The organism is Pseudomonas sp. S9 (genome assembly GCF_000222125.1).
Taxonomy (GTDB): domain Bacteria; phylum Pseudomonadota; class Gammaproteobacteria; order Pseudomonadales; family Pseudomonadaceae; genus Aquipseudomonas; species Aquipseudomonas segetis.
In genome coordinates this window covers 325,135-346,850 of the sequence record NZ_AFFX01000001.1, presented here as the reverse complement: position 1 = coordinate 346,850, position 21,716 = coordinate 325,135, and the positions used below count along the sequence as shown (strand labels likewise).

At 58.2% G+C, this 21,716-nt stretch carries 20 protein-coding genes; 9 read left to right on the top strand and 11 right to left on the bottom strand.

All coding sequences use genetic code 11. The features are described 5' to 3' along the window. Position 1: 1 nt before the first annotated feature. The 5 genes from PSES9_RS0101645 to PSES9_RS0101625 all read right to left on the bottom strand — a co-directional run bounded on the left by PSES9_RS0101645 (position 2) and on the right by PSES9_RS0101625 (position 4,525). Positions 2-1,780, bottom strand: a complete 1,779-nt coding sequence (locus PSES9_RS0101645) for an ABC transporter ATP-binding protein (protein ID WP_010483353.1) — start codon at positions 1,778-1,780, stop codon at positions 2-4. Continuing rightward, positions 1,773-2,375 (bottom strand): DsbA family protein, encoded by a 603-nt coding sequence (locus PSES9_RS0101640; RefSeq protein ID WP_177313035.1) that lies wholly within the window; start codon positions 2,373-2,375, stop codon positions 1,773-1,775. Before PSES9_RS0101640 ends, PSES9_RS0101645 begins: the two co-directional genes overlap by 8 nt. Positions 2,376-2,411: 36 nt before the next feature. Continuing rightward, on the bottom strand, positions 2,412-3,350 hold the full coding sequence (gene trhO, locus PSES9_RS0101635) for an oxygen-dependent tRNA uridine(34) hydroxylase TrhO (protein ID WP_010483351.1): 939 nt from the start codon (positions 3,348-3,350) through the stop codon (positions 2,412-2,414). A gap of 202 nt (positions 3,351-3,552) precedes the next feature. After that, complete coding sequence (locus PSES9_RS0101630; protein ID WP_010483350.1) at positions 3,553-3,858, bottom strand: BolA family protein; 306 nt, start codon at positions 3,856-3,858, stop codon at positions 3,553-3,555. Positions 3,859-4,018: 160 nt separating this feature from the next. Then, positions 4,019-4,525 carry a DUF2059 domain-containing protein gene (locus PSES9_RS0101625; RefSeq protein ID WP_010483349.1) on the bottom strand — a complete coding sequence of 169 codons (507 nt, stop codon included), beginning with the start codon at positions 4,523-4,525 and terminating at the stop codon, positions 4,019-4,021. A 248-nt stretch (positions 4,526-4,773) separates the two neighbouring features. On the opposite strand from PSES9_RS0101625, the gene PSES9_RS0101615 reads away from it, so the two are divergent. From PSES9_RS0101615 to PSES9_RS0101600, 4 genes are all read left to right on the top strand, one after another. Then, on the top strand, positions 4,774-5,793 hold the full coding sequence (locus PSES9_RS0101615; protein WP_036988027.1) for a DUF2804 domain-containing protein: 1,020 nt from the start codon (positions 4,774-4,776) through the stop codon (positions 5,791-5,793). A gap of 89 nt (positions 5,794-5,882) precedes the next feature. Continuing rightward, positions 5,883-7,292: a class II fumarate hydratase gene (locus tag PSES9_RS0101610; protein ID WP_010483347.1), complete on the top strand. Its 1,410-nt coding sequence runs from the start codon at positions 5,883-5,885 to the stop codon at positions 7,290-7,292. Further along, positions 7,285-7,905, top strand: a complete 621-nt coding sequence (locus tag PSES9_RS0101605; protein WP_010483346.1) for an NAD(P)H-dependent oxidoreductase — start codon at positions 7,285-7,287, stop codon at positions 7,903-7,905. The genes PSES9_RS0101610 and PSES9_RS0101605 overlap by 8 nt, the downstream gene beginning before the upstream one ends. 204 nt (positions 7,906-8,109) lie before the next feature. After that, positions 8,110-8,319, top strand: coding sequence for a DUF6316 family protein (locus PSES9_RS0101600; RefSeq protein ID WP_010483344.1), 210 nt, complete (start codon positions 8,110-8,112; stop codon positions 8,317-8,319). A gap of 81 nt (positions 8,320-8,400) precedes the next feature. On the opposite strand, the gene PSES9_RS0101595 is transcribed toward PSES9_RS0101600, so the two are convergent. Together PSES9_RS0101595 and pap are read right to left on the bottom strand one after the other, a co-directional pair. After that, positions 8,401-9,588 carry a thiolase family protein gene (locus PSES9_RS0101595; RefSeq protein WP_010483341.1) on the bottom strand — a complete coding sequence of 396 codons (1,188 nt, stop codon included), beginning with the start codon at positions 9,586-9,588 and terminating at the stop codon, positions 8,401-8,403. 155 nt (positions 9,589-9,743) lie between these two features. Next, a complete protein-coding gene (pap, locus tag PSES9_RS0101590) occupies positions 9,744-11,231 on the bottom strand; it encodes a polyphosphate:AMP phosphotransferase (protein WP_010483339.1) in 1,488 nt (495 codons plus the stop codon). A 154-nt stretch (positions 11,232-11,385) separates the two neighbouring features. Between pap and mnmC the strand changes: the two genes are divergently transcribed. Next, entirely contained in the window at positions 11,386-13,401 is a 2,016-nt protein-coding gene (mnmC, locus tag PSES9_RS0101585; RefSeq protein WP_010483337.1) for a bifunctional tRNA (5-methylaminomethyl-2-thiouridine)(34)-methyltransferase MnmD/FAD-dependent 5-carboxymethylaminomethyl-2-thiouridine(34) oxidoreductase MnmC, read from the top strand. A 228-nt stretch (positions 13,402-13,629) separates the two neighbouring features. Here mnmC and PSES9_RS0101580 read toward each other — a convergent pair whose 3' ends face one another. After that, the gene (locus tag PSES9_RS0101580) at positions 13,630-14,100 is read right to left on the bottom strand and encodes a MarR family winged helix-turn-helix transcriptional regulator (protein WP_010483335.1); all 471 of its coding nucleotides are present in this window, start codon (positions 14,098-14,100) and stop codon (positions 13,630-13,632) included. A gap of 105 nt (positions 14,101-14,205) precedes the next feature. On the opposite strand from PSES9_RS0101580, the gene PSES9_RS0101575 reads away from it, so the two are divergent. From PSES9_RS0101575 to PSES9_RS0101560, 4 genes are all read left to right on the top strand, one after another. Then, positions 14,206-15,975, top strand: a complete 1,770-nt coding sequence (locus PSES9_RS0101575; RefSeq protein WP_010483334.1) for an N-acetylglutaminylglutamine amidotransferase — start codon at positions 14,206-14,208, stop codon at positions 15,973-15,975. 128 nt (positions 15,976-16,103) lie between these two features. Beyond that, on the top strand, positions 16,104-17,843 hold the full coding sequence (ngg, locus tag PSES9_RS0101570) for an N-acetylglutaminylglutamine synthetase (RefSeq protein ID WP_010483332.1): 1,740 nt from the start codon (positions 16,104-16,106) through the stop codon (positions 17,841-17,843). A gap of 80 nt (positions 17,844-17,923) precedes the next feature. After that, positions 17,924-19,117 (top strand): osmoprotectant NAGGN system M42 family peptidase, encoded by a 1,194-nt coding sequence (locus PSES9_RS0101565; RefSeq protein ID WP_010483329.1) that lies wholly within the window; start codon positions 17,924-17,926, stop codon positions 19,115-19,117. A gap of 106 nt (positions 19,118-19,223) precedes the next feature. Next, entirely contained in the window at positions 19,224-19,472 is a 249-nt protein-coding gene (locus PSES9_RS0101560; RefSeq protein ID WP_010483328.1) for a YheU family protein, read from the top strand. Between the two features lie 7 nt (positions 19,473-19,479). Here PSES9_RS0101560 and PSES9_RS0101555 read toward each other — a convergent pair whose 3' ends face one another. The 3 genes from PSES9_RS0101555 to PSES9_RS0101545 form a co-directional block, all read right to left on the bottom strand. Further along, a complete protein-coding gene (locus PSES9_RS0101555; protein WP_010483326.1) occupies positions 19,480-19,812 on the bottom strand; it encodes a YnfA family protein in 333 nt (110 codons plus the stop codon). Positions 19,813-19,824: 12 nt separating this feature from the next. Then, entirely contained in the window at positions 19,825-20,253 is a 429-nt protein-coding gene (locus tag PSES9_RS0101550) for a hypothetical protein (RefSeq protein WP_010483325.1), read from the bottom strand. A 216-nt stretch (positions 20,254-20,469) separates the two neighbouring features. After that, positions 20,470-21,636, bottom strand: coding sequence for an MFS transporter (locus tag PSES9_RS0101545; RefSeq protein ID WP_010483323.1), 1,167 nt, complete (start codon positions 21,634-21,636; stop codon positions 20,470-20,472). Positions 21,637-21,716: the final 80 nt, after the last annotated feature.

Here is a 21,716-nt window from a genome sequence, read left to right as displayed (position 1 = left end):
ACTACTGCTGCAAATGCCCATACAGGCGAGCATAAAGACCACCATCGGCGATCAACTGATGATGATCGCCATCCTCGGCGATGCGCCCACCATCAAAAACCAGGACACGATCTGCCTGCTTCACCGCGGACAACCGGTGCGCGATGATCAATGTCGTGCGCCCGACCAGGAAATTACTCATGGCTTTATGCAAGGCGTACTCGGTGGCGGCATCCAAGGCAGAAGTTGCCTCATCGAGAATCACCACCTTTGGCTCTGCCAACACCATGCGGGCAATGGCCAGGCGCTGGCGCTGACCGCCCGATAAACGCACCCCGGAACGGCCAACAATACTGTCGAGCCCCTTAGGTAGTTGCCGGATCGTAGACGCCAACTGGGCGATTTCCAGTGCGTGCCAGCATTCATCCTCACTGCGCTCACGGCCCATGCACAGGTTGGCGCGCACCGTGTCATTGAACAATGCCGGGTGCTGCAAGACCACCGCCACATTTTCCCGCACTCGCTCAAGACCTATGTCTTGCAGGCTTGCACCGCCGTAGCGAATCGAACCACTTTGCGCGCTGTACAGCCCCAGCAACAGCTGCACCAAGGTACTTTTGCCGCCACCGCTGGCGCCGACAATGGCAACTTTCTCGCCCGGCGCAATGCGCAGGTCGAGCTGGTCGAGCACCGGCTCGTCCTGGTAGGAAAACGTCAGCTTGTCGATCTCGATGCCAAGGGTCTGGCGCCCGCTAAAAGGATCGCAGGCGCCGCTGTATTGCGGCTCATCGGCGCGCGCCAGCAGCTCGTTGATCCGTGACAACGCGCCACCTGCCGCATAGAAGGCGTATTGCAGGCTAAGCAGTTGCTCGACCGGGCCAATCATGAACCACAGGTAGCTGAACACCGCGAGCATCTGCCCGATCGACAGGTCGGAAAACAGCACGGTGAGCATGGCCGCCGCCCGGAACACGTCGATGCCAAACTGGAAGAGCAAACCACTGGCACGGCTTGAGGCATCGCTTTTCCACTGTGAGGCAACGGCAAAATTGCGCACCTCTTGTGCGCGCACGCCCAGCCTGCCGAGAAAAAAACCTTGGCGATTGCCAGCGCGAATCTCCTGGATTGCATCCAGGGTTTCGGTCAATGCCTGGGTGAAGCGCGAAGTGCTGTCGTTTTCGAGCTTCTTCAAGTGTTTGACCCGCTTGCCCAGTTGCACCGTGGCATAGATGACCAGCGGATTGAACAGCAAAATCAACAAGGCGAGCTGCCAGTGCATCCACAGCAATATCGCCGAGGTTCCTGCCAGCGTCAGGACCGCCACCAAAAAACGGCTGAGGGTTTCGCCGACGAATTTATCCAGGGTGTCGAGGTCGGTGACCAGGTGCGTCGTCACGGTACCGCTGCCCAGGCTTTCGTATTCCGCGAGGGATATGCGCTTGAGCCGTTCGATCAGGCGTATGCGAATCCGGTACACGATGTCTTTCGACAGCCGTGCAAACAAGCGCGCCTGCAGCACGTTGAAAACCAGGGCACTGGCGCGCAACAAAAAGGTCAGCGCCAACATCAGGGCGATGTAGCCAACTGCGGTTTGCCAGGCAACGGGCAGAAAATTGTTCATGACCTGCAACGCCGAATCACCCTGCTTGAGCAGGACCTCATCGACCAGCAAGGGCAATAACAACGGAATAGGCACACTGCAAAGTGTCGCCAACACGGCCACGGCATTGGCCAGGATCAACGCTTTACGATGCCTCAAGGCCAGCCGGCGAATTTCCGACCAGCTCAACCGGTCACGCATTGGCAGCGCGCTCTAGCCAACGTGCCAACAAGGGCGACAAGCTGTCGAGCGGCTGATAGCCATTAGTCACTAATGCAAGCTGCCCATCACGCTCGGCCAGCAGGGTTGGGAAACCCGCGATTCCCAAATCCTGGACCCAGGTGAAGTCATCAGCCGTGGCCGCTTGCTGTTCGACACTGTCGAAGGCCTCGGCAAAGACGATACGCGGCAGGCCAACCTCTTCGGCAAGCTCAACCAGCACACTGGCCTGAGTCACATCGCGACCTTCGGCATAGAACGCCTGCTGGATCAGCTTGACCAGCGGCCAGGTGCTTTGCGGATCAAGGCTGCGCGCCGTCACCAAAGCCCTGCAGGCAGGCTCGGTGTTGTAAACAAAGCCATCGGGCAAGGCACCATCAAAGCTGAACGGCTGGCCGGTCGCATCGGCGACGGCCCGCCAGTGTTCAAGAATGTAGTTACGTGTGCTGGTATCCAGCGCCGCGCCATTGCCTGTACGCAAACCACCGGCAATCAGGTGCAGTTCAACACCTTGGGCCTGAGCCTGCTCCGCGAGGGACTGAAACACCGGGGCAAAGCCCCAGCACCAGGAGCACATCGGGTCCATCACATACAGCAGGCGAGTTTGCATGGCTTAGCCTTGTTTTTTTGATCGTGGATTGAAGCCAAGGGGGTGCGGCATATTGCGCTGCCTGGCCAATTCAATCTGCTTTTGTCGCTCGCGGGCACCGGCGCGGGTTTTCTCTGGCAATGAGTCCCAGCAATACGGGCAGCTCACGCCTGGGGTGAAAAACTCTGACTCGCGATCGGTTGCCGAAATCGGCGTACGGCACGCGTGGCACTGATCGTACTCGCCTTCTGTCAGGTCGTGCCGAACAGTGACCCGGTTGTCGAACACGAAGCAATCGCCCTTCCAGCTCGACTCTTCCTGCGGCACTTGCTCAAGGTATTTGAGAATCCCGCCCTGCAGGTGATAGACCTCCTCGAAGCCTTGATTGAGCATATAGCTCGAGGCTTTTTCGCAGCGAATACCGCCGGTACAGAACATCGCGACTTTCTTGTGCTTGGCCGGATCGAAGTTGGCCTTGATGTACTCGGGAAATTCGCGAAAGGTCTTGGTCTTGGGGTCGATGGCCCCCTCGAATGTGCCAATCGAAACCTCGTAATCGTTACGAGTATCAATCAGCAGCACCTCTGGATCGGCAATCAGCGCATTCCAGTCTTTAGGCTCGACATAGGTGCCAACCTGCTTGTTCGGATCAACGCCTTCAACGCCAAGGGTGACGATTTCCTTCTTCAGCTTGACCTTGGTGCGATAGAAGGGCTGCTCATCGCAATAGGACTCCTTGTGATCGACATCGGCCAGGCGCGGGTCCAGTGCAAACCATGCGAAAAGACCATCAATGCCTTCGCGGCTGCCGGAAACAGTACCGTTGATACCCTCTTCGGCCAGCAACAAGGTGCCCTTGACCCCGTTTTCAATCAGGGTGTTGAGCAAGGGCTCACGCAGTTCATGGAAATCCGGCAGGGAGACGAACTTGTACAAGGCTGCAACGACAATTTTGTCGGTCATGCTTTTACTTCCTCAGTAGTCGCCCACGTAAAGGGCGGACTGGTGGTTAATGAACAACAACACCGGCCAAGGCCGGTGCGGGGCATAGTTTAACGTTTTTATGGCCGTGGGCGCAGCTTGTCGGCCATCACTCGGAGACCGAAACTGTCAAAGAAGGCCCAAGCCTTGGCAATATCTACAGCGCTAAATGATGGGAGACGCTCTAGTGGTCGTGCTTACTGCCACCCAAGCAGCTTGGCGAAGCTGGTGCGCTGGCATTCTTGGCCCACTCTTGCGCGGTGTAGGTGTGCAACGCCAAGGCATGGATCTGGCCCATCAGGTCACCCAGGCTGGCGTAGACTTTCTGATGCCGCTTAACGGCGTTCAGCCCCTGAAACTGCTCACTGACAATAATCGCCTTGTAGTGCGTCTCCAGGCCACGGCTGTGCATGTGGCTTTCATCCAGCACTTGCAGATGCTCGGGCTGCAGGCTTGCCAGTGCAGTCTCAAGCTGTGCTTGCTTGGTCATCTTCAACTCCAAAATACCGTTGCGACACTTAGCGCATGCTGACTTGATTGCAGCGCAAAAAAAATGACTCAGGCAGTGAGTTTACGAAGTGTAAAGCTCAAGCCAAAGTCATTTTTCAGCATCCGGCAAAATCGCCTGGATCTAGCGCAGGTCCAAGCCCTCAGGACTTGGCTTTTTTGGAGCCTAGCTCCTTGGTCATGTCTTCCAGCAGTTTATTGACCTTGGGCACCGCGGGTTCGAGCTTGCCCTGGGTCAACTCAGCCGACTGCGCGGTAAGGCGCGGCATGGTCTTGAGCACTTTCTCACCGACCGGAGACTCATAGAACTTGATCAGTTCCTTGAGTTCCTGCTCGGTAAAGTTGCTGGTGTAGAGCTTGACCAGATCAGGCTTGACCTTGCTCCAGCTGATCGACTGGTCGAGCACCGCGTTAGCCTTGGCTTGGTAGGATTCAAGCAGCGCCTTTTTTTCACCGCCTGCACCGCTTTGCGCAAAACGCTGGGCGAACATCTGTTGCACCTGGGCGTAGACAGGCACGGCTAGCTTGTCGGCATGGGCCAACTGCAAGAAACGCTCAGCGTCGGCTGCGTGGCTGGCTGCATCTGCGAACACCTGGGCACTGGCGCACGACAGCACAGCAGCAAGGCATAGAACCGGAAAACGAGGCATTGGCAACTCCTGACAATAGGTTTGAATCGAGTTTGACAGCCGCTCGGGGGATTTTGTGCCCCCGCACTGAACAATTTGTAAAATCAGCCCACAACAAACACAAGGTTCAGGTCTTTGTGCGCCCCATCACGAAGCACCTCAAAGCAGATTGCCATGACTTGAAGCCGTTCACTATGCAAGGGCATTCTCGGCCGCATAAATACTCTATTATTACGGGATTGTGGCGCGATCGCGCTGCACCCACACGGATGTGTACGATGAACAGTGCCATTACCATTCCCGCTGCCCGCCAAACAGACTTGTGCCTTCACAACGGCGCACTCAACCCCGATGCCATTGGCTGGTCAAACCGTCCGCAGGTCAACTGTAGCCTTGTACGCCATGCAGGTCGGCGTAAACGCTGGAACCACTGGTGCTTCACCACACCCGGCTGGATGCTCTCCGTCACCCAGGCCAACCTTGATTACCTGGGGTACGGCGCGGCCTATTTTCTTGACCTTGAAACCGGGCAGTCGGCCAGTTTCAGCCAGATGCGCATTCTCGCTCGCGGCTGCCAGCTCCCCGACCATCCCCAGCAAAGCCATGCATTCAACCAGCGCAACCTGTCATTCCAGCTCAGCGAATATCCCGGACGCGCCTGCTTGAGCCTCAGCGCCAGCGAGGCAGGCAGCCAGCCGCTGGAAATCCTGCTGGATATCCAGCGGCCATCCCACCTTGAGTCAGTCAACCTGGTCGCGCCCATGGGTCCAAAGCGCTTTCATGCAACCTGTCGCCAGCTCGGCTTGCCTCTGAGTGGTCGCGTGCAACTGGGCGAGCGCGTCTACAGCTGCATACCTGGGCAAAGCTTCGCGGCAATGGATTTCGGACGTGGCGTCTGGCCGTTAAACAGCCACTGGAAACGTGCGGCATTCGCTGCCCCCGGCGGCATTGCTGGCAATTTCGGCACCGACTGGACCGACTACAGCGGCCTTTCTGAGAACGCCCTGTGGTTTGGCGGTGAGTTGCAGCAACTTGAAAACAGTGTCGAGATAACACCGATGAAGTCCGGCCCGCTGGCGAGCTGGAGCATCAAGGATGCGGATCAGCGGGTAAACCTTAGGTTCACCCCGCGCCAGCTACACCAGGCCGCACCGCACCTTGGGCTGCTTTATGCAGATACGCGGCAATGGTTTGGCCACTTCGACGGCGACCTGATCAGCCCGCAAGGCGAACATGTACCGGTCAAGGCCGCACTTGGCTGGCTCGGGGCGACCGATGCGCGCTGGTAAACCCACAATCTTGCCAATATCGGACGATCAGGGAACCTGCTGCGCTTAAATGCAACCTAAACTGGCTAGTACGCTAACTGGAGGATGTCATGAGCAGCCACACCAAACCTGGCCGGACCGAAACAGACAGCATTGGCCCGATTGAAGTACCCGAAGATGCCTATTGGGGCGCCCAGACCCAGCGTTCACTGATCAATTTTGCCATTGGCCAGGAGCGGATGCCGCTGGCAGTGCTGCACGAACTGGCACTGATCAAGAAAGCCGCCGCGCGGGTCAATGACCGCATTGGCGACCTGCCACAAGATATAGCCCGGCTTATCGAACAAGCTGCCGACGAAATCATCGCCGGCCAGCACGACGACCAATTCCCCCTCGTGGTCTGGCAAACCGGTAGCGGCACGCAAAGCAACATGAACGTCAATGAAGTGATTGCCGGGCGCGCCAATGAGCTGGCAGGTGGCGAACGCGGTGGCAAAAGCCCGGTTCACCCGAACGACCATGTCAATCGCGCACAAAGCTCCAACGACAGTTTCCCCACCGCCATGCACATTGCCACCGCCCGGGCGGTGACCCAGCAACTGCTGCCGGCCATCGCCGAACTGTCGGGTGGGCTTGCCGAACAGTCCGCACGACACGCCAAGCTGGTGAAGACCGGCCGCACCCACATGATGGATGCCACGCCAATCACCTTTGGCCAGGAGTTGTCCGCCTATGTCGCCCAGTTGGATTACGCTGAACGTGCGATTCGCGCTGCCCTGCCCGCGGTCTGCGAGCTGGCCCAGGGCGGCACGGCAGTGGGCACAGGCCTGAACTCGCCACCGGGCTTCAGCCAGGCAATCGCTGCGGAGCTGGCTGCGCTCAGTGGCTTGCCACTGACAAGCGCGCCCAATAAATTCGCCGCCCTGGCGGGTCACGAACCCTTGACCAGCATGTCCGGCGCCCTGAAAACCCTGGCTGTGTGCCTGATGAAAATCGCCAACGACCTGCGCCTGCTGGGCTCGGGCCCTCGCGCAGGTTTTGCCGAAGTGAAACTGCCAGCCAACGAGCCAGGCAGCTCGATCATGCCGGGAAAGGTCAATCCAACGCAGTGCGAAGCCCTGTCAATGCTGGCCTGCCAGGTGCTGGGCAATGATGTCACCATCAGCTACGCCGCCAGTCAGGGCCACCTGCAACTGAACGTGTTCAAGCCGGTGATCATCCACAATATCTTGCAGTCGATCCGCTTGTTGGCCGATGGTTGCCGTAACTTCCAGCAGCATTGCATCTCGGGCCTGCAACCCGATGCCAGGCAAATGGCCAAGCACCTCGACAATGGCCTGATGCTGGTGACCGCGCTGAACCCACACATCGGCTACGACAAAGCTGCTGAAGTGGCCAAAAAAGCCTATCAGGACGGCACCACCTTACGTGAGGCAGCTGTGGAGCTGGGCCATTTGAGCGCCGAGGAGTTCGACCAGTGGGTTCGCCCGGAAAACATGCTGGAACCCCGGCATGACTGAGCCGGCCAAAAGAGGTGCCACGCCCAACGAGGGAGATGGCAAGCGCATCCTGATCATCCTTGGCACGCCGAAAAGCAACAGCCTGTGCCACGCCCTGAGCGATGCATATGCCCATGGCGCCCGTGGCGAAGGCCATGTTGTTCGCCTGCTGCGCCTTGGTGAGCTGAGCTTCGACCCGGTGCTGCGCAATGGCTATGAAAGCACCCAGCAACTCGAACCGGACCTGCTCGAAGCGCAAAGGCAAATCCACTGGGCCGAACACTTGCTGGTCATCTATCCGGTTTGGTGGGGCAGTCAACCCGCTCTGCTGAGCGGCTTTTTCGAGCGTGTGCTGATGCCGGGCTTTGCCTTCAAGTACCGTGCGGACTCACTGCTCTGGGACGAGCTGCTCAGCGGCCGTACGGCCGATATCATGATCACCCTGGATACCCCGTCGTGGCACATGCCGTGGAAATATGGCGCGCCTGGCCTTCATCAAAACACCCGTGCCATTCTCAACAGCTGTGGCATAAAGCCGGGCCGGCTCATCGAGTTCGCCCCAATCCGCACCGCTTCCGAGGAGCAGCGCCTGGACTGGCTGCGCAAAGCTGAAAACCTGGGCGCGCGAGTCTAATCTCGCCAAGGCGGGTCTTAAACGTCACAAAACCGCCGCCAAAATACCGCTATCTGCAGATAAACCACTATCAAAACAACCGCTTATCGCCCAGCAAGGCAAATTATCCATTGCCGATTAAACTCATAAAACCCATGCCCTTAAAAGAGCCTCCGGAAAAGTTGCGCAGTCGTTTTCAGAGGTTCCCTAACCGAGGATAGATACATGCTAGGCCAGCGCGCCATAGATCCCGGACCTGACGTGCACTACCGCAGTGATCGCATCAGTTCGGTAAACGGTCAGTACTTCTTTTCGACCCGCGAGGGCACGCTTGAAGGCCCCTACTTCACCCGCGTTGATGCCGAGCATCAGATAGAACGCTACGTCCAGCGCATGATTCAATCACACCAGTTGATTGAAAGCCGGGCCTTCTGACACCTGCAAATCGCACCCCAAAAAAACCGCGCACAGGCGCGGTTTTTTTGCGGTTCGACGTGGACGATCAAGGCGCCTTGATCAACCGGTATAGGCCTCGAACAAGCCCGCAGCCCCCATGCCGCCCCCCACACACATGGTCACCACGCCATAACGCAATTCACGGCGCTGAAGCTCACGGATCATGTGCCCGACCAGTCGCGAACCGGTCATGCCGAAGGGATGGCCAATGGAGATGGAGCCACCATTGACGTTGTATTTCTCGTTATCGATGCCCAGTTCGTCACGGCAATAGAGGCACTGCGAAGCGAATGCCTCATTGAGCTCCCACAGGTCGATATCGGCAACCTGCAAACCCTTGGCCTTAAGCAGCTTGGGCACGGCATAGACCGGCCCGATACCCATTTCATCAGGCTCACAACCGGCCACGGTAAAGCCGCGGAAGTAAGCCTTGGGCTTAAGACCCAGCTCCAGGGCTTTATCCAGGCTCATGATCAAGGTCATCGAAGCCCCATCGGACAGTTGCGAGGCGTTGCCGGCGGTAACCGAACCGTCGTCGGCAAACACCGGCTTCAAGCCTGAGAGGCTTTCCAGCGTGGTGTCCGGGCGATTGCAATCGTCGTGATCAACCACGCCTTCGACGATGGACTTCTCGCCAGTGGCTTTGTCTTCGACCTGGTAACGGACGTTCATCGGTACGATTTCGTCTGCAAACAACCCGGCTTTTTGCGCCTTGGCCGTGCGCTGCTGGCTTTGCAGGGCAAGCGCGTCCTGGGCTTCGCGACTGATGTTGTAGCGGCGCGCCACAACCTCGGCAGTGCGCCCCATGGGGTAATAAATCCCGGGCACATTCTCCTGCAGGATCGGGTTGTAGAGATTGTCCATGTTGATGCTTTTCAGGGTCAGGCTGATCGACTCGACGCCCCCCGCAACAATCACGTCGCTGCAACCGGAGGCGATCTGGTTGGCGGCGATGGCAATCGACTGCAAGCCTGACGAACAGTAGCGATTGAGCGTCATGCCGGCCACATTGGTGCCCAAGCCTGACAACACAGCCACGTTACGCCCGATGTTCATGCCCTGGGCGCCTTCATTGGAGCCCGCGCCGACGATACAGTCATCCACCAGTTGCGGATCGATACCGGTACGCTCAAGCAACGCGTTGACGCAGTGCGCTGCCATGTCATCCGGGCGGGTCATGTTGAATTTTCCACGGAATGACTTGGCCAGACCGGTTCTGACACTTTCAACAATCACGACTTCTCGCATGGCGGTTCTCCTTGAAGGTTTAGAGGGCCGCGGTAGGCAGAGCCGCGACTTAGTGCCTTGAGCATAAGTTCGTACAATGCTTGTGCGCGACAATCATTCATCAGGCATATGCAAACCCCTGGGGTTACGCGAATAAAGCTTGGTTCGCACCAGGCTTAATCCTTGGCAAACGCGGCCTCGAGCGCATCATTGATGGTGCGTATCACCTTCACCCGGGCAAAGTGCTTGTTATTGGCCTCGACCAGGGTCCAGGGCGCGATGGAGGTACTGGTGCGATCAACCATGTCTTCGACCGCATCGCGATATTGGGGCCACTTCTCGCGGTTGCGCCAATCGTCTTCGGTGATTTTGAAACGCTTGAATGGGATTTTCTCGCGTGCCTTGAAGCGCTCAAGCTGGGTGCTCTGGTCAATCGCCAGCCAGAACTTCACAACCACTGCGCCAGCCTCGACCAGTTGCTCTTCAAAATCGTTGATCTCACCATAGGCACGCAACCAATCGGCTGGCGAAGCATAGCCTTCGACCCGCTCAACCAGCACCCGGCCATACCAGGACCGGTCGAATACGGTGAACTTTCCGCGCGCGGGTATGTGTCGCCAGAACCGCCACAGATACGGCTGGGCCAGCTCTTCATCAGTCGGCGCAGCAATGGGAACAATGCGGTATTGGCGTGGGTCCAGTGCTGCGGCTACACGGCGGATCGCACCGCCTTTGCCTGCGGCATCATTGCCCTCGAACACAGCCACCAGCGAGTGCTTGCGCATCTTTTTATTGCGCATCAGGCCCGATAAGCGCGCCTGTTCTACCGCCAGTTGCTCCTTGTAGTCCTCCTTCTCCAAGGCCTGGCTCAGGTCCAGGCTATCAAGCAGGCCATTGCCTTCAAGGGATGAGGTCAAAGGCGCCGCGTGGGGCTGTGGCACTGGTCGGTCTTTGCTCTTGAGCGCAGCTTGCAAGCCTTCCAGCAGGATTCGACCAACGGTGAGGTTGCGGTAGTTTTCATCCACGCCTTCGACCACGTACCAGGGCGCATAATCGCGACTGCTACGGCGCAGGACACGCTCCCCGTAACGCACAAACTTGTCATAGGTTTTTGATTGCAGCCAATCCAGTGGGCTGATTCGCCAGCTGTGCAGCGGATCATCCTGCAAGGTCTTGAGGCGCACATCCATCTGGTCTTTGGACAGGTGAAACCAGAACTTGAAGATCAATGTCCCTTCATCGCAAAGCATGCGTTCAAGGCTTTCTGCGCTGTCGATAGCCTGATCCAGCGCAGCATTTTTCAAGCGTCCGTGAACCCGCGCCTGGAGCATTTGGCTGTACCAATTGCCAAACATGATGCCGATCCGACCTTTGGCAGGCAGTTGCCGCCAATAGCGCCAGGCCGGAGGCCGCGCCAGTTCCTCGTCGGTCGGTTGATCAAAGGTGCTGACCTCGATCAGTCGTGGGTCCATCCATTCGTTGAGCAGCTTGACGGTCTCGCCCTTGCCTGCGCCTTCTATTCCGTTGATCAGGATGATCACGGCAAAGCGCTTTTGCTGCTGCAACTCATATTGAGCCTCAAGCAGCGCCTCGCGTAGCGCGGGCTCGGCATCATCAAAGGTTTCCTTGTCGATCGTGCGACCAATCTCTGCGGACTCGAACATGTGCATCTCCCTGAACTTATCGCTTCAGACTAGCGGATTAGCCCTGGGGTTGTCTTGATTATGCAGCCACTCAATACTCACTAAAGCGCGTCGAGGTCCATGCTGCGCCTGCGGATTCGGCTAGAATGCGCAACTGATTTCCCGGACGAACACCATGACCGAGCGAGCACAGCATTCAACCCCGCATCAGCAAGCGATACTCGACTGGGATAGCCAGGGCCATCCGCTCTCTTCGGTGTTCGGCGATGTGTATTTTTCAGCGCAGCAAGGGATTGCCGAAACGCAGCATGTGTTTTTGCATAACAACGCGCTTGAACAGCGTTTCAGTAGCCTCACGGCGCATCAACAACTGACCATTGCTGAAACCGGGTTTGGCACCGGGCTGAATTTTTTCTGCGCCTGGCAGCTGTTTGAACAGCTGGCCCTTCCCAGCGCCCGCCTGCATTTTGTCAGTGTCGAAAAATACCCCTTGAACCGCGATGACTTGCAGCGAGCATTGGGTCTGTGGCCAGAGCTCGCGCCCTTTACTCAAGAACTGTTGGCTCAATATGTGGCTATTCATCCCGGCTTCCAGCGGTTGCAGTTCGACAATGGACGCATCACCCTCGACTTGTTGATCGGTGACGCCTGCGAAATGCTCAGTCATCTGGATGCACGGGTCGACGCCTGGTTTCTCGACGGCTTTGCGCCGGCCAAGAACCCACAAATGTGGTCTGCTGAACTCTTTGCCGAAATCGCCCGGCTCTCTAGCCCCGGGACAACGCTAGGCTCCTTCACCAGCGCTGGCGACGTGCGCCGAGGCCTGAAAGAAGCAGGCTTTCAAATCAAGCGCGTGGCGGGCATCGGCGGCAAGTGGCATGTGCTCAAAGGCCAGTTTGTGGGGCTGCCCGAGCAGCCAGCAACACCCCTGAACCGGCAGTCCCCTGGCCCGGTTAAACCCTGGTTTGCCCGCCCTGCACTCAATGCCTCAAGCCGTCACGCCATGGTTATTGGTGCGGGGCTTGCCGGTTGCGCCACCGCCGCCAGTCTCGCAGCCCGTGGCTGGCGAGTAAGCCTGTTGGAGCGCCATTCAGCGATAGCGCAGGAAGCATCCGGTAACCCGCAAGGCGTGCTCTATCTCAAGCTGTCCGCCCACGGCACCGCCCTATCGCGTTTGATCGTCAGTGGTTTTGGCTACACCCGCCGCCTGCTGGAACGCCTTGAAAAAGGCCGGGACTGGAGCGACTGCGGTGTCTTGCAACTGGCGTTCAATGCCCAGGAACACAGGCGGCAAGGCAAGCTGGCCGATGCATTCCCACAAGGCCTGCTGCAACAGGTCGACCAACCCACGGCCGAGCAATTGGCGGGCATCCGATTGCCAGCCGGCGGCTTGTTCTACCCTGAAGCTGGCTGGGTTCATCCTCCAGCCTTGTGCGAACTGCTAAGCCGTCAGCCAAACATCAGTCTGCTCAGCCAGCACAATGCCCTGCAACTGCGTCGTACGGATAACCAGTGGCAAGCCTGGGGGCGCGATCGTCTACTGGCCAGTGCTGACGTTGTGGTCTTGGCCGGTGCTGCGGAAATCAAAGGCTTTGCGCACAGTGCGCAATTGCCGCTTAAACGTATTCGTGGACAGATCAGCAGCTTGCCGCAAACCCCGCAAAGCAACGCATTGAGCACCGTCGTGTGCGCTCAGGGCTATGTCGCCCCTGCTCGCCTGCAAGAACACACACTCGGCGCCAGCTTTGATTTTGACAGCGATGACTTGAGCCTCAACATCGCCGACCATCTGGGGAACCTAGAGATGCTCGAAGAAATTTCCCCCGACCTGAGCAGCCGCCTGGACATTGCGCAGCAAGACCCAAACAAACTGGCGGGACGCGCGGCATTTCGCTGCACCAGTCCAGACTATCTACCCATTGTCAGCCCCCTGGCTGATCAGCAAGCCTTTCTCGACAGCTATCAGGCGCTCAGCAAGGACGCCAGGCAAATACCAGACATTCCCTGCCCCTGGCTGGACGGCTTGTACATCAACAGCGGCCATGGCTCACGGGGATTGATTACCGCCCCGCTGTCTGGCGAGCTGATTGCAGCCTGGCTAAACGATGAGCCCTTGCCTGTACCGCGTGATGTTGCTGAAGGCTGCCACCCGAATCGCTTTATGTTGCGCAAATTGATCCGCAACTTGTGAAGCCCGATACATGGTGGACAAGCTGCGCGTTGTCGCACCCTACGGGGCTCGGTATGTAGCGTGGAAGTCGCTTCACCCTTCCACCATTGGCGGCGTATCCAGATAGTTGGTGGACAAGCTGCGCGTTGTCGCACCCCACGGAGCCCGGTGCGTAGGGGGGAAGACGCTTCACCCTTCCACCATTGTGTCCATCTGCTCGATGGGCGGGCTGCTTTGCCTTATCGCGCGCTACTCGTCTTCGCAGAACTCGGCGGCGCGCAACAATGCGGCGGTCAGGTTGTGCCGTTCCCACTCGGGGATCGCCGCCAAACGCTGGTTGAACTCGGGCGGCAGCAGTGATGGCGCACGTTTTAACAGTTCCCGGCCTTGATCACTGATCAACAACCATTGGCGCCGACGATCCTGGTCGTCGCGCTGACGCTGCAACAAACCGCGCTCTTCCAGGCGATCGAGCAAGCCTGAAAGCGTTGCGGCGGTGAGACTCACCCGCCCGCTCAAATCACTTGCGGTAATCCGCGATTCTTTTTCCAGCACCTGCAGAACCATCAACTGCATGGGTGTCAAACCACCAAAGCGGCTCAGGCGCTTGGCATGCACCTCACCGGCCTGCTGCAAACGCCGCAAGGCTTGGAAAATCGGCATTTCAAATGCAACAACGGATGACAATTTGATTTCAGCTGAAACTTTTTTATCTGCCATTTATCTATCTACTTGTTGCCATAAACTTTGACATGAAAGCATTTTTTTGTTTTGGTGTAAAAGGTTAAGCAAACCAATCCCCAACGGCAATACCGGTAAGGACATATGTGCGGAATAGCTGGAGAACTACGCTTTGATAATCGCCCGGCCGATTTGGCTGCGGTCGAACGAATTACTCATCATCTCGCCCCTCGTGGGCCAGATGCCCACGGCTTTCACAGCCAAGGCCCTATCGCCCTCGGCCATCGCCGACTAAAAGTCATGGACTTGGCGGAGGCTTCCGGGCAGCCCATGATCGATAGCGATCTGGGCTTGTCCATGGTCTTCAATGGCGCCATCTACAACTACCCCGAATTACGTGCAGAGCTGGAAACACTGGGCTATCGCTTTTTCTCGGGCGGTGACACTGAAGTGCTGCTCAAGGGCTATCACGCCTGGGGCAAGGACATGCTGCCCAAGCTCAACGGCATGTTTGCCTTCGCTGTATGGGAGCGTGACAGCCAAGAGCTGTTTATCGCCCGTGACCGTCTCGGCATCAAGCCGCTGTATATGTCGCGTACCGGCCAGCGCTTGCGTTTTGCATCGAGCTTGCCCGCCCTGCTCAAGGGTGGCGATATCAGCAACGCGCTCGACCCTGTTGCGCTTAACCACTACCTCAATTTCCATGCGGTAGTGCCTGCGCCTCGCACCATTCTTGCAGGTGTAGAGAAGCTGCCAGCGGCGAGCTGGATGTGTATTGATGCCAAAGGCAAGTGCGAGCAGCAAAGCTGGTGGAAGCTTGATTTCGGCCCACGCCCCGAGGAAGCGAACTACAGCTTTGAAGACTGGCGCGACCAAGTCCTCAATGGTATGCGCGAAGCAGTTTCGATTCGCCAGCGTGCAGCGGTCGATGTGGGCGTTCTGCTTTCGGGCGGCGTTGATTCGAGCATGCTGGTTGGCCTGTTGCGTGAAGCAGGCGTGGAAAACCTCTCGACCTTTTCGATCGGTTTCCAGGATGCCGGTGGCGAGCGCGGCGATGAGTTCCAGTACTCGGACCTGATTGCCGAGCGCTTCGAAACCAATCACCACCAACTGCGTATCGGCGAGAACGAGGTTCTCGATCAATTGCCAGCAGCCTTCCGCGCCATGAGCGAGCCGATGGTCAGCCACGACTGCATCGCGTTCTACCTGCTCTCCCGTGAAGTTGCCAAGCATTGCAAAGTGGTACAGAGCGGCCAAGGTGCCGACGAACTGTTCGCCGGTTACCACTGGTACCCATTGGTTGACGGTGCCGAAGATCCGTTCAGCGCCTATCGCAAAGCCTTCTTCGACCGCGAGCACGATGAATATGCCGCCTGCGTACAACCGGCCTGGCTGACCGATGACCATGCCGGTGAGTTTGTTCGCCAGCATTTCGCACAACCCGGCGCCAGCGCTGCAGTGGACAAGGCCCTGCGCCTCGATAGCACGGTGATGCTGGTCGACGACCCGGTCAAGCGAGTGGACAACATGACCATGGCGTGGGGCCTTGAGGCGCGCACGCCCTTCCTCGACTACCGCCTGGCTGAGCTGTCGGCACGGGTACCTGGTCGCTTCAAGTTGCCAGATGGCGGCAAATACGTGCTCAAGGAAGCCGCACGCCAGGTAATCCCGGCAGAAGTGATCGACCGCAAGAAGGGTTACTTCCCTGTACCCGGCCTCAAGCATCTTGAGGGCGCGACACTGGGCTGGGTCCGTGAGTTGTTGACCGACCCGAGCCAGGATCGTGGTGTCTTCAACCCGGCGATGCTCGATAAGTTGCTAAGCAATCCCGATGGCCAGTTGACCCCGCTACGCGGCTCAAAACTATGGCAAATGGCCGCACTCAATCTATGGCTCAGCGAACAGGGGCTGTAAATCGCGGTCAACACATAGTCACGGTCGCCAAGACCGCTTCACGTTAACCCGACCGACCGTCGGGTTAACGTACATTTTAATAATCCGGAATCAATCCGGGCGATACGCAAAGCAAAGGAACAGTTCCAATGCGAGCCAATGCCTACAACCAGCGCCTTCTTCGCGGCCAAGTTCCGACCTACGAGCGCCTGCAAGCTCGCTTCGCTGAAGACCGCACAACCCAACCCAGCGAACCGGTCGCCATACATTGTGGCTGGGGCCGGCTATTGATTGGCCACACCTTTCCAGATGCCGCGGCACTGGCCAATGAGCTGGTAACCGAGGAGCCTGGCGAGCGTGATATCGCGCTTTACGTTGCCGCGCCGCACCAAGTCCTGGCACACGCTCCACAACAATTGTTTCTCGACCCATCCGACACGCTGCGCATCTGGTTCACGGATTACCGTCCCGCGCGCCGTGGCTTTCGTGGCTACAACATCCGCCGCGCACAAAATGATGAAGACTGGCAGGCCATCAACTGTCTCTACCAACTGCACGGCATGCAGCCGATCGACCCTGAAAAACTCACCCCTTACGAGCAAGGCGGCCCAACCTACTGGCTGGCTGAAGATCAAGACAGCGGCGCAGTAATCGGCAGCGTCATGGGCCTCAACCATGCACGCGCCTACCGCGACCCGGAAAACGGCTGCAGTCTCTGGTGCCTGGCGGTCGACCCGCACTGCTCGCGCCCTGGCGTCGGCGAAGTGCTGGTTCGTCACTTGATCGAACATTCGATGAGCCGCGGCCTTAGCCACCTCGATCTATCGGTTTTGCACGACAACAAGCAGGCCAAGCGCCTGTACGCCAAGCTGGGCTTTCGCGAGCTGCAGACGTTCAGCATCAAACGCAAGAACGGTATCAACCAGACCCTGTTTATCGGCCCCGGCCCCGAAAGCGAAATGAACCCCTACGCGCGGATCATCGTTGATGAAGCCATGCGCCGCGGTATAGAGGTGAATGTCGACGACGCCGAGGCAGGCCTGTTTACCCTTAACCACGGTGGACGTCGCATTCGTTGCCGTGAATCGCTCACCGACCTGACCAGCGCCGTGAGCATGACGCTCTGCCAGGACAAACGCCTCACCCATCGCACCCTCAGCCGCGCAGGCTTGAGTGTGCCCGCGCAACGGCTCGCCGGGAGCGCTGAAGAAAATGCCGCATTCCTTGCCACCCACAAGCGCGTGGTGGTCAAGCCGGTGGACGGCGAACAAGGCCAGGGCGTGGCGGTCGACTTGCGCAGCCCGACTGAAGTCCACGATGCCATCGAGCGTGCCAAGCCCTTTGATGAGCGTGTACTACTCGAAAGCTTCCATGAAGGTTTTGACCTGCGCATTGTGGTGATTGGCTTTGAAGTGGTGGCAGCCGCTATCCGCTGCCCCGCTGAAATCATTGGCGACGGCCTGCATAGCATTGGCGACTTGATAGACTCGCAAAGCCGCCGCCGCCAAGCCGCAACCGATGGCGAAAGCAAGATCCCCAAGGACGCTGAAACTTTACGCACCCTGCAGGCGGCTGGTCTTGATTACGAAAGCGTCTTGCCGGCTGGCAAGAAAATGTTCGTGCGCAAAACCGCCAACCTGCACACGGGCGGCAGCCTTGAAGACGTGACGGACATCCTGCATCCGGTGCTCGCCGAGGCTGCAGTCCGCGCTGCCCGCGCACTCGATATCCCCGTGGTCGGGCTGGACCTGATGGTGCCAGCAGCCGATCAACCCGAGTATGTGTTTATTGAAGCCAACGAGCGCGCAGGCTTGGCCAACCACGAGCCTCAGCCCACCGCTGAGCGCTTCATCGATCTGTTGTTTCCGCTGAGTCGCGGCGTCAACTGAAGCTGCCGCAGGCGTGCAACTGCACGCCTGCATCCAGGGCTCAGCGCTGATCCAGATTTTTCACCTGCCAGGAGGCTTTAATGCAATCACTCCCAGAGCCAGACCTAGACTACCTGCAGAAAGTACTGCTCGAAATGCTCGCCATTCCCAGTCCAACTGGCTTCACCGACACCATTGTCCGGTATGTGGCCGAGCGCCTTCACGAGCTGGGCATCCCCTTTGAAATGACCCGCCGCGGCACCATTCGCGCCACCCTCAAGGGCAAGCGCTACAGCCCGGATCGCGCCATATCGGCGCACCTGGATACCATTGGCGCGATTGTTCGTGTGGTGCAGGATAACGGCCGCCTGGGCCTGGCCCCGATCGGTCACTGGTCGAGCCGCTTTGCCGAAGGCAGCCGCGTCAGCGTGTTTACCGATCACGGTGTATTGCGCGGCAGCGTATTGCCGTTGCTCGCGTCCGGACACGCATTCAACACCGCAATCGATGAGCTGCCGGTCAGCTGGGATCACGTCGAGTTGCGCCTGGATGCAATTACCACAACCCGCGCAGACAGCGAGTGCCTGGGCGTATCGGTCGGCGATTTCGTTGCCTTTGACCCACTGCCGGAGTTCACCGAAAGCGGCCATATCAGTGCTCGCCACCTGGATGACAAAGCCGGTGTTGCCGCCCTGCTCGCCTCCTTGAAGGCCATAGTCGACAGCGGTATCGAGCCACCAATTGACTGTCACCCGCTATTCACCATTACTGAAGAAGTCGGCTCCGGAGCCGCCGGCGCCTTGCCTTGGGATGTGAGCGAATTTGTCGGCATCGATATTGCCCCAGTCGCCCCCGGCCAGCAGTCAAACGAGCACGCTGTCAGCGTGGCCTTGCATGACTCGGGCGGCCCCTATGACTATCATCTTTCGCGCCAATTGCTGCGCCTTGCCAGCGAGAACGACATTCCGGTGCGTCGCGACCTGTTTCGCTACTATCACAGCGATGCTCAGTCTGCAGTGACAGCTGGCCACGATATCCGCACCGCCCTGCTCGCGTTTGGCTGCGATGCAACCCACGGCTATGAACGCACCCATATCGACAGCCTTGCTGCGCTCACCAGACTGATCAGTGCTTACCTGCTCAGCCCACCGGTCTTCGCCAGCGACGCCCAACCCGCCGAAGGCTCCCTCGAACGCTTCAGCCATCAACTCGAACATGATGCGCAAATGGAAAGCGAAACACGGGTGCCTTGCGTTGACAGCCTGCTTAACACCTTGGACACCAAGGAAAAATAGCAGCCTGACGGAAACAGGCTGTTGCTCAGGTTCAAGAGTGATGGTCAGCGGCGATGCCAAGGGTTAGCATCGCCGCTGTATTTCCAGTCGCTGATGGAGCGCTTGTGTGTTAATCCCCGCCAATATGCTGCAAGCCGAGACGCTGACCTTGCTGATCGAAGACTTCGTCACCCGTGACGGCACCGACAATGGCGATGAAACGCCGCTGCAAACCCGTGTGCTGCGGGTGCGCCAGGCCCTTGATAAAGGCGAAGCGGTGATCATCTTCGACCCCGAAAGCGAACAGTGCCAACTGGCGATGAAACGTGATGTGCCCAAGGAATGGCTCAATGACCTGGCGGACTCGCTCGACTAGCCGGCACTCAAGGGCTGGAAAATCGCGGCCCGAGCAATATAACCAGTGCCCCCGCAATGCATAACCCGGCGCCTAGCCAATCACTTAATAGTGGGCGGCCCTTCTCGATCAGGCTCAGCCACAACAGCGACGCCACTATATAAACCCCGCCATAGGCTGCATACGCACGGCCCGCATAGCTGGCTTCGATGCGAGTCAGTAACAGCGCAAATAGCACCAAACTGGCCAGGCCCGGTAGAATCCACAGCGGGCTTTTGCCCAGGCGCAGCCACATCCAGAATGCGTAGCAACCTGCGATTTCGAAAAGCGCGGCAATAAAGAACCACAGGTAATTCAGCACTGGACCGCCTCGTTAGTTACGCCCGCCACCTTCGCGCTCCCAGGCGCAGCGCACGCGCAAATCGCCCTCTTGCGGGCTATGGAAGTCACCATCGGATTCCCAGCGAAAAGTATGGGTGCCATTTAACTCAGTCTCGAGATGAACCACCGCACTGGCCCAATACAAACGCTTGAGCAGAGCCTCGAACTGCTCAATCCACAGGCTCCACTCGTACTCGACCGACTTATAGCTCGCGCCGAAATGAATCACCTGGGTCTGGTACACAGCCTCGCTCGGGACCTGGCAGCAGGAAAACATCTCACGCCCCAGCAAAGGCCAACAATCACTCGTTGGCAACTCGCCAAGCACCTGACGGTTTATTTGCCGACGCAGGCGACTTTCCAGCGCACTATCCGACGGCCAGTCGCGTATACAGCCATAAACGATCGACTCAGACTCCACACCGCCACTCCACCAAAACCAGGCTGCCTTCTATCACAGGCCGTGAAGCGTGACAACGCAAAGCCTGCCCGCTAATTATCTTAGATGCGTCGCCAATGGTGGAAGGGTAAAGCGTCTTCCACCCTACATACCGAGCCCGTAGGGTGTGACAACGCGAAGCTTGTCCACCAAGCAATTGAAAGAGCCAGCCAAGGTTAGATGGATAAGCCCATCCTGCTACCGGGCCGAGCGGGCGCCGTGGCGCAAGAAGCCAGCGAGCACAGTCATCACCACGGCCATGCCCGTCATCATTGCAAATGGCATTTGGTAGGTACCAGAAGCATCACGTACGAACCCGCTGATCACCGGCATCAAACTGCCAAAGCTATAGCCCATGAACAACATCATCGCAGTCCAGCGACTGACATCCAGCGGGGACTCAGCCTCATACAAGGGCAATACCAGGGACAAGGCAAAGGAACCACTAAGCGCAAAACCCAGCGCCACCGCCCATACCTCCGGGAACAGCCTCGGCATAAAGGCGATCATTGCCAAACACAGGGCCGATGTCGCGCCGCATATCATCAGTAATATGTAGCGATTATTAAAACGCTGGGCCAACCAAGGCAACAGAAAGGCGCTGGGCAAGCCCATCAACATAATGGTGCCGAACAGGTTATTACTGTGCAGCAGGCTCAGGCCCGCCTCGTGATAACGGGCAACCGCCCAGGTGGCGATGGCATAGAACAACCCCGCCTGCAGGGCAAAAAAACCACTGATCATCCAGGCCCTTGGCTTGGCCCAGGGTAAACCTGCAGGTTGCTCTGCAGTTTCTTCGGTCACTTTTAGGTTTGGCACAAACAGCCACAGCACGACGCCAGCGATCCCCAGCAACGCCCAAGCGGCCAGGCCGCGTGACCAATTGTCACCGAGCAACTGCGTGGCAGGCACAGTCAAAACAGCTCCCGCCGCCCCGCCAATGGCCATGCTCAACGAATACCAGGCCACAACCTTGCCCACACGGCCGATAAAATGGCGCTTGATAAAGCCCGACAGCAACGGCCCGGCTATGGCGATCGCTGCCCCCATCACAACAGCACTGCCAATCAGGATGACGGTCGTATCACCGATCAGGCGAATCGCTAAAGCCCCGGTGATAAGCATGAGACACAGGGTAACGGTGCGCTCCAGACCAAAACGTACCGCTAAACGTGGTGCAAAAGGCGCCAACAAGCCCATGCATAAAACCGGCAGCGCCGTGGTCAAGCTGATCACAGTGCGGCTCAGCGCAAGCTCTTCGGCAATGCGCTCAATCAAGGGTGCGAGGGAAGTAATGCCAGGGCGCAGGTTAATCGCCGCAACAATCAGGGCAATCAGCAGCAAGGTCTTTGATGCGGGCTTCACAAGGCGTCCAGTGTCTTCAACGTTAGGTGAGCACGCCACCCTAACTGCCGGCCATGTATTGGGCAAGCCTGAACAGCAGA

Coding starts and splice junctions, on each gene's coding strand:
- PSES9_RS0101645 (WP_010483353.1), bottom strand. CDS start 1,780: ATGCGTGACCGGTTGAGCTGGTCGGAAATTCGCCGGCTGGCCTTGAGG.
- PSES9_RS0101640 (WP_177313035.1), bottom strand. CDS start 2,375: ATGTGCTCCTGGTGCTGGGGCTTTGCCCCGGTGTTTCAGTCCCTCGCG.
- trhO (WP_010483351.1), bottom strand. CDS start 3,350: ATGACCGACAAAATTGTCGTTGCAGCCTTGTACAAGTTCGTCTCCCTG.
- PSES9_RS0101630 (WP_010483350.1), bottom strand. CDS start 3,858: ATGACCAAGCAAGCACAGCTTGAGACTGCACTGGCAAGCCTGCAGCCC.
- PSES9_RS0101625 (WP_010483349.1), bottom strand. CDS start 4,525: ATGCCTCGTTTTCCGGTTCTATGCCTTGCTGCTGTGCTGTCGTGCGCC.
- PSES9_RS0101615 (WP_036988027.1), top strand. CDS start 4,774: ATGTGTACGATGAACAGTGCCATTACCATTCCCGCTGCCCGCCAAACA.
- PSES9_RS0101610 (WP_010483347.1), top strand. CDS start 5,883: ATGAGCAGCCACACCAAACCTGGCCGGACCGAAACAGACAGCATTGGC.
- PSES9_RS0101605 (WP_010483346.1), top strand. CDS start 7,285: ATGACTGAGCCGGCCAAAAGAGGTGCCACGCCCAACGAGGGAGATGGC.
- PSES9_RS0101600 (WP_010483344.1), top strand. CDS start 8,110: ATGCTAGGCCAGCGCGCCATAGATCCCGGACCTGACGTGCACTACCGC.
- PSES9_RS0101595 (WP_010483341.1), bottom strand. CDS start 9,588: ATGCGAGAAGTCGTGATTGTTGAAAGTGTCAGAACCGGTCTGGCCAAG.
- pap (WP_010483339.1), bottom strand. CDS start 11,231: ATGTTCGAGTCCGCAGAGATTGGTCGCACGATCGACAAGGAAACCTTT.
- mnmC (WP_010483337.1), top strand. CDS start 11,386: ATGACCGAGCGAGCACAGCATTCAACCCCGCATCAGCAAGCGATACTC.
- PSES9_RS0101580 (WP_010483335.1), bottom strand. CDS start 14,100: ATGGCAGATAAAAAAGTTTCAGCTGAAATCAAATTGTCATCCGTTGTT.
- PSES9_RS0101575 (WP_010483334.1), top strand. CDS start 14,206: ATGTGCGGAATAGCTGGAGAACTACGCTTTGATAATCGCCCGGCCGAT.
- ngg (WP_010483332.1), top strand. CDS start 16,104: ATGCGAGCCAATGCCTACAACCAGCGCCTTCTTCGCGGCCAAGTTCCG.
- PSES9_RS0101565 (WP_010483329.1), top strand. CDS start 17,924: ATGCAATCACTCCCAGAGCCAGACCTAGACTACCTGCAGAAAGTACTG.